This window comes from Vibrio sp. 10N.237.312.B06 (assembly GCF_041464685.1).
Classification (GTDB): Bacteria; Pseudomonadota; Gammaproteobacteria; order Enterobacterales; family Vibrionaceae; genus Vibrio; species Vibrio tasmaniensis_A.
The window spans coordinates 1-9,393 of sequence record NZ_JBFSPI010000124.1 but is presented as its reverse complement, the minus strand read 5'-3'; the positions used below and the strand labels follow the sequence as shown (position 1 = coordinate 9,393).

The window sequence follows — 9,393 nt, the reverse complement described above, 5'->3', positions numbered from 1 at the left end:
AGAAATACGCGAAACGGGGTAGTTCTATCTTTAAATTTAATTACGCAACAAAGCCCTTATAACGTTCAGTTCAGGTGATAGATTCAACATAGAATTAGAAACAGGGATTAATATTCACGGTAGAACTAGAGAAATAGACCTCGTTTTTAGTGGAATTTCACAACAACAAAGTCACACTATCGCTATTGAGATGAAATGCTATCGTACGCTTAGCTCTTCAGGAGGTAAGCGTGGAGCGACCGATATATTCATGAAAGACGTATACGAGGATTTGCAACTTCTTGAGCAATATGTGTCTGTGGGTGGAATGTCTGAGGGTGTATCACTTGTGATGAACGATATGGAGCGGCTTGTTAACCCCAAGAGTAAAAGCACAAAGTGCTGGGACTATGACATTTCTCAAGGTGCCTCATTTGGGCCGATAGACCTAACAACCCCGATTGGTGGTAAAGATGTAAACATTTCTTTAGCAAAGAGTTATTCCATTGACTGGAGCAAAAATGGTGACTATTGGTTTTTAGAGATTCAGGGCCGAAGCATGTGACCATAGCTTCGTGAGTATACCTATTCTAACCCATAATTGCCCCATTGTTTTTTCGAACAAGGTTCTACAATGCGACTAGTAGCCCATGATGCTATCAATTATCTAATGTCATTTTTGAATCGAGAAAAGACTTATGAGCAAGAAAATGTTATCAGAAAAAGAACAGCTTAAGGGTATTGCACCTGACACTGCCACGCGGATAAACTGCAGAAGTTTCATGGGTTCAAAAAGGGGGGGGAATCCTCAGAAGCGACTACAAAGGCGTTTCACAGTCGCTGAATTTATAAGGAACGTAATAGCGAACAAATGGCCTGATGGATGATGAGGGAAGGAAAGTGGCGACCAGAAAGGTCTATAGTCATAATGCTAAAGTTGAATGAGTGCTGAGGGGATAATAGCTCAGCACTCCAGATTGCGACAAAACCCTATTTAGGGGCTTTGACTGCCTTATTTATTCGACAATATATTTTGTCATCAAGTTACTATTCAGTGTTATACCAAGTCCAATAGTGTCAGGAACGTGAACATAACCGTCTTGAAGACCTTCTTTATTAGCAACAAGATCTGTATATAGTGGGCTATCGCTTTGTGAGTATTCCATTAGATCGCCATCAGGAAGTGAGGCTAGAAACTGAATGGTGGCAGCATTAAGAATACCAGTGCTAAACCCGTGTGGTACTAACTTAACACCGTGATATCGAGCTAACTCATAAATGCGTTTCATCTCTGTAAAGCCACCACAGCGAGTGATATCGGGTTGAATAATGTCAACCTTAGAGTTTTCTAGAAACGCCTTAAACTCAAATCTTGTGGTTAGAGATTCGCCACCAGCCAACTTAGGTAAGACCTTATCTGAGATCTTCGCATAACTTTCTGGTATGTCAGCTAATACAGGCTCTTCAACCCAGTTAAGGTTATATTTTTCAAGTCGCTTACACATATCAACAGTGTGGCCAACAGTGTGCCATTTTGAAGCTAGATCTATTTGTAACTCAATAGAATCGCCAATCTCTTCGCGAACATGACGAACAATTTCAATGTCGGTTTCTGGATCATCACCAAATACACCACCTCCAAACTTAATACTAGTAAACCCTTGATCAACTAGTTTCCTTGCGATCGCTCGGTTATTTTCTGGTTTTGCGTCTGGAATAAATGTGCCATATGCTCGAATTTTATCTCTATACTTACCGCCAAGTAATGTATGAATAGGAACCTGATAAAATTGACTTGCGATATCCCACAGAGCAATGTCGATTGCGCTAATTGCGTGGATGCCAAGACCTCTTCGGCCCATATAGTTAGAACGATAATACATTAGCTCCCACAACCGCTCTATCTCTAAGGCATTTTCGCCAACAATGATACTTTTTAAACCTTCACAGTAGAAATTTGTGCTAGGGGCTTCTATCACTGATTTTACGCCAAGTGGTGAAGAGTCAGCTTCACCATAACCAACTAGACCTTGATCCGTTGTTACCTTTACAATAACCGCGTCTTCTCCCCAAGTGCATGTTTCGTCAACATGAGGGACACGCAGGTGGATAACTTCAACATCTTTAATTTTTGGAGCGTTCATCAGTTTGCCTCGCTAGATACTTTTGCAAATTGTGTGTTTTTACTTTCGTCTTCGAAATCGTGCGTGGATAAAAATACTTTCAACCCATATATGCACAGCAGTAGAACAATAATAAATGGAGCAGCAGTTAGTACAACAGCCGTTTTAAGAGTGGATAATGAGGCATCAATGTAAAGCATGCTAAGAGGCAAAACGCTTAACATTACGCACCAAAATAGACGTAAAGTCTTAGATGGATCTTCGTTTTGCTTCAACCCTTTAACGCTAACAGCCGCAACGGTGTAGGCAGTAGCATCTAGGTGAGACGCAAGGAATATCATCATTAGTACGAAGTAGAAAACAGAAAGGAATGTGCCAAATGGCAATGCGCTGATTAGTTGAGAAATAGCCAAATCACCACTAACTGTAGACAATATTTCAGGAGAGTTGATGATGCCAGAATTGAACATATCAATAGCGTAACCACTTAGGCTACCAAAGAAGAACCAGCAACCAGCACAGCCGCCAGATACTAAGCCAATGATAACTTCACGAATCGTTCTGCCTTTTGAGATGCGAGTAACGAAAATAGCAACAGCAGGTGTATAAGTTACCCAGTATAGCCAGTAGAACACTGTCCAATCTTTGTTGAAAGAGCCGTCATTAGTCGCATCGGTAAATAAACTCATTTCTACAAAGTTAGAAATTGTTAAACCAATAGAGTTAACAAGGAAGTCTACGATAAAGGCTGTGTCGCCAAGTAGAAGAACAACAAGACCGAAAACAAAAGTCATGCCGCATGCAGCTTTTGCAATCTTTTGAAGACCTTCACCGATACCTATGTACGAACTTAATGTAAACGTGAGTGTAATTACAGCCAATAAAACGGCTTGAAATAAAAATGTGTTATCAAATTCGAACAGCTCAGAAAACCCAGTTGATACTGTGTTAACTGTTACGGTGGTGGTAAGTATTAGACCGCCAAATGTTGCAAACAAAAATGTAAGGTTAATCGCAATACCAATAACTTTGCTTACAGGGCTGTCTTCTTTCATGCCTGTAATTGCAGCAATTAGTGAGGCAAGGTTTAGACCTTTGCTTCTATTAACATGAAAGTGGTATGCCATAGTTATTGCACATAGTGCATAAATAGACCAGGGTGTGAATCCCCAGTGGAAGAATACATAAGAAAGACTACTTCTTAGTGACTCATTAGTTTGAGAGTCTATATTTAACCCGATGCTATTATAATAATAAGCCCATTCCATGAACGCCCAATACATCGTTGCCGAGCCAAGACCCGCACAAATAAACATAAATATCCAACTCATGTTTGTGTATTCAGGCTTGCCGTCACCTAGTTTAATTGTTCCGTATCGACTGGCAGCTATAGCAAAAACGATGCATACGCTTACAAAACCAAGCAATTGGACGGATGACCCAATGCTGTTTGTTAAGCCTGAAAACATGCTTTTAGCTACTTCTTGCGAGGCATCAGGAAAGACCATTAGCATTGCGATAGTGCTAAATACAAACGCTAAACTGATTACTATGAGCGATATATCGGCACTAGATTTCTCTGATTGTGGTAAATCCACATGTGTAGTTGTTGTCATTTTGCGCCCCTTTAGTTTATGACATTCCGTTAGTTACATTGATAAATGTTATATCCGCCGCTGAATGTTAAGCGCTAAAGGGTCATAATCAACCAATGTTTACGCGCGGATGAATAACAAAACGTTATGAAGACCATAGAAGTAAAAAGAGAATTACCACGAATTCCTCACTATGACTGGCTTACCTCATTTATAATTTCAGCAGAGAAAAATAGCTTTACATTGGCGAGTCGTGATCTTAATCAAACGCAAGCTGCAATCAGCAAGCACATAACAAAGCTCGAAAGTATGCTTTGTGTAAAATTATTTCACAGAAATGGAAATGTAATTCGACTAACTCCAGATGGTGAGCGTTTTTATAACGAGATAAAAATACCTTATTTTTCTCTTAGGAACTCGATTATTGACTTCAATAACAGTTCTCAGAATTTCAATCTGAACATTGAAACTGAGCCAGTAATTAGCAAGACAATCATTAGCTCACATTTGCCAAAATTCCTTTCTAGCAATCCTAACGTCCTAATCAATGAAGTATTGACAACCAATACCTTGGAATTTTCAGACAACACCGAACTTGCCATTAAATGGGGAGAGATGGATGATTGGGAGGATTTTGACGTTAAATTTCTTACTAGTTTATGTTATGTCCCTGTCTGTTCGCCCGAGTATCAACAATCTAGAGGGCTGTTTAATGCAAAAGACCTATGCAAGAAAAACGTGCATTTAATCCATGATAGAGACACAACAGATTGGCAATATTGGTCTAATAAATACAGCAACATTGGTCTGCAAGTCGGCACTGGTCATACAGTTGGGCAATCAGACTTGTTAGCCGAGTTTGCTAAAAATGGGATTGGCGTTGCGCTATGCGGTATTGATCTAATCAGAGAACAGCTAGATGAAAAAAAACTAATTATTCCATTCCCAAAGATGAGCATAACGCATCATAAGGCTTATTATATATTGACAAGGAAAGGCGCATCACTCTCAACTCAAGCTGTACGTTTTATATCATTCTTGCATGAAGAAATTGGCGACAATGTTGGTTATGATTAAGAGTATCTATTTAACGATAGAGTAGGGAATATAGATGGAGGGGCGATTGGTTGTTTTTGCAAGGAAAGTAAACCAACGATAATTTAAATATTTGGTTGCGGCTAACAATGCATCCGTTGGTACTGATGCATTGTCAGCCGCAATAATGTGTACCATCAAAAATGGGCGCAACGTTAAGCGACATTCCATACCTTTAGTTATCCACGAATTGCTAATTTAGAGTAAGTCCTGACACACTTTTGTCCAAAAGCTTCTCTGGTTGAATTTTTACCCGTGGCACTTTTAACGCGAAAGTGCCACGCTAACATTTAAAGTAGCGATGCTAGATCTGAAGATATGGTTAAGTGGTCATTCTGTACAGCTTGGTGTAAATAAGGCTTCCATGTAGCGATATCCTCCAAAGCATCCACTTCTAAATGTATGTCTCCCTCCCGCTTTGGTCCAAAAATCACGTATACTGGGACAATATTTCCTTGTTGAACACTATCCCAAACTAAGCCATCTACATTGGGGTAGGTATTATGAATGTGCTTAGCTAGCGTTCTTGCTATATCCAAGCATTTCAGCTGAGATTTGTTAAACAAATCATCAAAACTAATATCCCAAAATGCTTCGGCCCCGCCTTTCAGATATGCAGCTCTACAATCAGCAAAGGTTAGCTCCTTTCTAAAAGAGATTGTAGCCACAGCGAGATTTTGAAACTCTTTGGATGATAACGTTACTACTGAATCTGTAGCAAGTGGTCGTAGTACCGTTTCAAAATAGGCCGTTTCTCTAGTTGGTGCTATATACAGAGCAGGGACTGCTTTGTCGTTAGAGCGGAATGGCGAAAAGCGACCAGCGGTGACCGTACCATCAGAGTAGATAGCCCTAATATCACTAGTGAACTTAACTTGTAGAAATGGATTCGGATCTATGGCTGTGTAAGCACGCTCACCATTGTCGTCATATACCTTATTTAATGCACGGTAAAAATGACGACCAGGTTCGATTTTCAGCAGTGGTGGCGCCTTACTCATAGTCTTGCTCTTCTGAAGCAAAGGTTAAGTCACGCAATGTGCTTTGAGACTTAAACAAACCTGCTAGGTATAGCAAATCTTCTTCAAGCTCGGGTCGGCTTATAGCTTGAGCAGGTGTGCACTCCAGATCATCATTGTGAGTTGTTAACCATTTATACACTCCCCAATCATTTAACCCATCAAATATGTGACACAACCTTTCGACTGGCTTGTACACACCAAGACGTTCAGTGTCGAACTGAAACGCTGGGATCTGGATATTACGAGAATTTCCAAAATAAAAGCCGAGTAGCTTCATTTCTTTTTTGAGTTTAGCAACCAATCTTGAAGGATTTGCAGCACTTACTTCTCCAAACAGTACTGATGCTTGCTTTGCTGTAATTAGCGGGAAGTTTTTTGCTCTAGCTTCAATCTCGTTCAAGTCTTTTGCTATTAAATATTGTGTATCATCTGCACTTGTATGTGGCTTAATGGCTTCCTTGAAGTCATCAAAACTTTTCTGAGCATCCTGTTGTAGTAGGCGATACATGTGCTTAACAGAACCATGAGCTATATGATGTTCCATCACACGCATGGCACCACTAACTAATTCTGCTTCCTCAAACCCAAGCTTTACACTTCGGTTAATCACATGAGCTGGAGCCGCAAAGACACGACCGTTTTTAGCTGTCAAATGCTTCCCATTTAATACGACAGTTATGCCCTTATCGAGTAAAGGCTTTGCTTCTCTCAAGCTATTAACGGTCACTGGCTCTTGAATACTGTCATGATCATCATTTTCGTATTCTTGTTCCTCTAACGCCGTTAACTGACATTGTAGAATGTACTGCTCTGCTTCCCTAGAAATTCGCATGGATACTGCCTCGTTAGGTATTATTGTACACCTTAGATCCATAGTAACAACTATGCAAATTATTATTGCCTTTTAGAGATGAGCTACCCCATCAATACTGGCCCCTAAGTTAAACAAATTGCCATACCTGTAGTTATTCATGAATCGCTAATGTAAGGTTTTTATAAACTCATTTATGTCCACAAATGAGTTTGGATGTGGATTTTCGGTCTGTGACTTTTCGATTCTGTGCTCAAAGCATGTAATGTAGATCCAATCAAATCGCACTTTATGGTCTTTAATATCCAACACTATCCTAGTAAATACAGCTAGTTAAAAGGCTTCGGGAGGGATTCAAAATCCGTTTCTTTCGGGCGTGGCGGTTCAAGCCTGCCTACCGGTACCATATTTAGATGACAAAGCCTCGACTCAAGTCGGGGCTTTGTTGTATCTGGAGAGCAGAAAACGTTGCCTTGGTGGTGGCAGGAACGCCTGTCCAATCAGTCAGTTCTTATTGTGCCATTCCAAAATATTACCGTTTCCGTTCGTAATGCGATTCCTTAGTAAATTAATTATCTTAAATCAGAATGTTATCTGTCATTCTCACGTCTATTGTCTATGTTTAAAGGGCTAATAGAGGAGAAACATATGCTGACAGTAACCCCTTACCTGTTTTTTGATGGTCGTTGTAGTGAAGCGTTAGATTTTTATCATAAATGCTTTGGTGGTGTTGTTTTATCGAAGCAACTCTTTAGTGATGCTCCTCAGGTAATAGAGGGGGCACAACCTAGTTGGGTTATGCACGCTGAGTTCGAAGCATTTGGTATGAAGCTCATGATGTCTGATGGCGTTAAAGCTAAAGAACTTGAAGGGAACAATCTGGCACTTTCCTTGGTTACAGAGGATACCGCGACTCAAGAGAAAATTTTTGAGAAGCTTAAACAAGGGGGGCGAATAATGACGCCACTCGCAGATACGTTTTGGGGCGCTAGATTTGGTAAAGTGGAAGATAAGTTCGGTATTCGTTGGATGGTGCATTGTGATTCTTTAAGTTGAACCTGTGAAATTGGATAGTGAAATTCCCGCGTGGTTTTATTAGAATTATAAATATAGATTATTAATCAATATTATATAAATATGGGCAGCATAAAGATTACTGTAGATCGCATCCAGCCCGGCCTACATATACGACTCCCCCTAAAATGGAACGAACACCCATTTTTATTCAACAGCTTCAAAATAAAAGATGACGCTCAAGTGAAAATAATTCGACATCTTGGGATTAAGCATGTCTATATAAATCTAAGTCAAAGCGATACTGCACCTTTACCTTCTAATCACGAGATAGAGAAAGGGGCCGATTCAGATCTACAGATAAGCCTTGAAACTGAAAGGATGTGGAAAGATAAGCATGAACGTATCGAAACCCTAAGCTCTTACCGTCGTAGAGTCAGTCATTGTGAGAAAGAGTTCGAGCGCTCGCTTGCTCGAATGCGTTCAGTAATGACAAAAATTCGTAACCGACCTATAGATGCGGTAGGAGAGGTTAAAAGTCTAGTTGATGATATTGTTGAAATACTGGCAAGTGACGATAGCGTTACCTTACACCTTATGAATGCTAAAGCTGACTTTGAAGACATTTACTTTCATACATTAAATGTCTCTGTCGTTGCGTTAATGATAGGTAAAGCTAAAGGCTACAATACTCAACAATTGAAAGCGCTTTCTTTTGCTGCGTTGTTCCATGATGTAGGAAAGATCAAAATACCAGCTGCAATACTTAGAAAGCAGAGTACGCTGACAGCACCGGAAGAGAATTACCTAAAACTTCATACGAAATATGGTGCTGATATTGTCTCTGGAATTGATGACTTTCCTGAAAGTGCCAAAAAAGTAATCGTTCAACATCATGAAATGAATGATGGCTCTGGTTATCCTGAAGGTTTAAAAGAAGAAGAGATAGATGAACTTACCAAAATAGTTTCAGTGGCTAACGCATTCGATAATCTTTGTCATGGTAAAGCGCAATCTCAACAAATGATCCCATACTTGGCATTGTCCCACTTATATAAGAACTGCAAACATCTATATAGTCAGGATAATTTGAGCCTATTAGTTAAGTTCATGGGAGTCTATCCGCCGGGTACTGTCGTGCAGCTTTCCAATGAATCAATTGGAATCGTGATTTCGGTTAATGCCAAACATATGCTTTATCCGAACGTACTGATCTATGATCCTAGCGTTCCAAGAACCCAAGCCCCGATCATTGACCTATTTACTAAAGAGATAAAAATTGTCAATGCAGTTAATCCAAGCAAGTTACCGGAGCAAGTTAGAGAATATCTAAACCCTAGGGCTCGTTTATCTTACTTTTTTGATAATTGCGAGTAGTTATCCACAGGTTGTTGTGGGTAGTTTGTTCGAAACTTGGGTTGAAAGTTGTATAAATAAGCCCTTGGTTGAAATGTCTTCACTTAACCTCTTTTTTTAATAAAAAACGCATTTAATGCTTGCCAATAAAAGCTGCATCTCTATAATGCCGCCTCACTGACACGGTAGACGCCATAAGGCTTCAGCGAAGAATGTTGGTAAGGCAACTAGCTTAAAGCGTTTAAACGCTCCTACTTTTAAAAAGTAGAAATTAATTCCCAATAAGTGTTTGACACTAAGAATTAAAACGCTAGAATGGCCGTCCACTTCGAGAGGCTCCTTGCTTAAAAGGAACGCTCAACAAGTGAAGCTCTTTAACAATTTAAACCTATCAATCT

Annotated in this window: 9 protein-coding genes; 4 read left to right on the top strand and 5 right to left on the bottom strand. The window is 39.9% G+C overall.

The window, feature by feature from the left end:
• Window positions 1-250 precede the first annotated feature (250 nt).
• Window positions 251-544 (top strand): hypothetical protein, encoded by a 294-nt coding sequence (locus tag AB6C75_RS21810; protein WP_371692700.1) that lies wholly within the window; start codon window positions 251-253, stop codon window positions 542-544.
• 451 nt (window positions 545-995) lie between these two features.
• Here AB6C75_RS21810 and AB6C75_RS21805 read toward each other — a convergent pair whose 3' ends face one another.
• Window positions 996-2,123, bottom strand: coding sequence for a mandelate racemase/muconate lactonizing enzyme family protein (locus AB6C75_RS21805; protein WP_371692699.1), 1,128 nt, complete (start codon window positions 2,121-2,123; stop codon window positions 996-998).
• Entirely contained in the window at window positions 2,123-3,718 is a 1,596-nt protein-coding gene (locus AB6C75_RS21800) for a BCCT family transporter (protein WP_371692698.1), read from the bottom strand. Before AB6C75_RS21800 ends, AB6C75_RS21805 begins: the two co-directional genes overlap by 1 nt.
• Window positions 3,719-3,844: 126 nt before the next feature.
• Here AB6C75_RS21800 and AB6C75_RS21795 point away from each other — a divergent pair, with 126 nt between their 5' ends.
• Window positions 3,845-4,774 carry a LysR substrate-binding domain-containing protein gene (locus tag AB6C75_RS21795; protein ID WP_372109227.1) on the top strand — a complete coding sequence of 310 codons (930 nt, stop codon included), beginning with the start codon at window positions 3,845-3,847 and terminating at the stop codon, window positions 4,772-4,774.
• Window positions 4,775-4,780: 6 nt separating this feature from the next.
• On the opposite strand, the gene AB6C75_RS21790 is transcribed toward AB6C75_RS21795, so the two are convergent.
• The 3 genes from AB6C75_RS21790 to AB6C75_RS21780 all read right to left on the bottom strand — a co-directional run bounded on the left by AB6C75_RS21790 (window position 4,781) and on the right by AB6C75_RS21780 (window position 6,646).
• The gene (locus tag AB6C75_RS21790) at window positions 4,781-4,963 is read right to left on the bottom strand and encodes a hypothetical protein (RefSeq protein ID WP_371692696.1); all 183 of its coding nucleotides are present in this window, start codon (window positions 4,961-4,963) and stop codon (window positions 4,781-4,783) included.
• Between the two features lie 119 nt (window positions 4,964-5,082).
• Entirely contained in the window at window positions 5,083-5,793 is a 711-nt protein-coding gene (locus tag AB6C75_RS21785; RefSeq protein ID WP_016800228.1) for an RES domain-containing protein, read from the bottom strand.
• Complete coding sequence (locus AB6C75_RS21780) at window positions 5,786-6,646, bottom strand: hypothetical protein (protein ID WP_016800229.1); 861 nt, start codon at window positions 6,644-6,646, stop codon at window positions 5,786-5,788. The genes AB6C75_RS21785 and AB6C75_RS21780 overlap by 8 nt, the downstream gene beginning before the upstream one ends.
• A 627-nt stretch (window positions 6,647-7,273) precedes the next feature.
• Between AB6C75_RS21780 and AB6C75_RS21775 the strand changes: the two genes are divergently transcribed.
• Together AB6C75_RS21775 and AB6C75_RS21770 are read left to right on the top strand one after the other, a co-directional pair.
• Window positions 7,274-7,681, top strand: a complete 408-nt coding sequence (locus AB6C75_RS21775) for a VOC family protein (RefSeq protein ID WP_029223884.1) — start codon at window positions 7,274-7,276, stop codon at window positions 7,679-7,681.
• Between the two features lie 81 nt (window positions 7,682-7,762).
• On the top strand, window positions 7,763-9,016 hold the full coding sequence (locus AB6C75_RS21770) for an HD-GYP domain-containing protein (protein WP_371702433.1): 1,254 nt from the start codon (window positions 7,763-7,765) through the stop codon (window positions 9,014-9,016).
• Window positions 9,017-9,393: the final 377 nt, after the last annotated feature.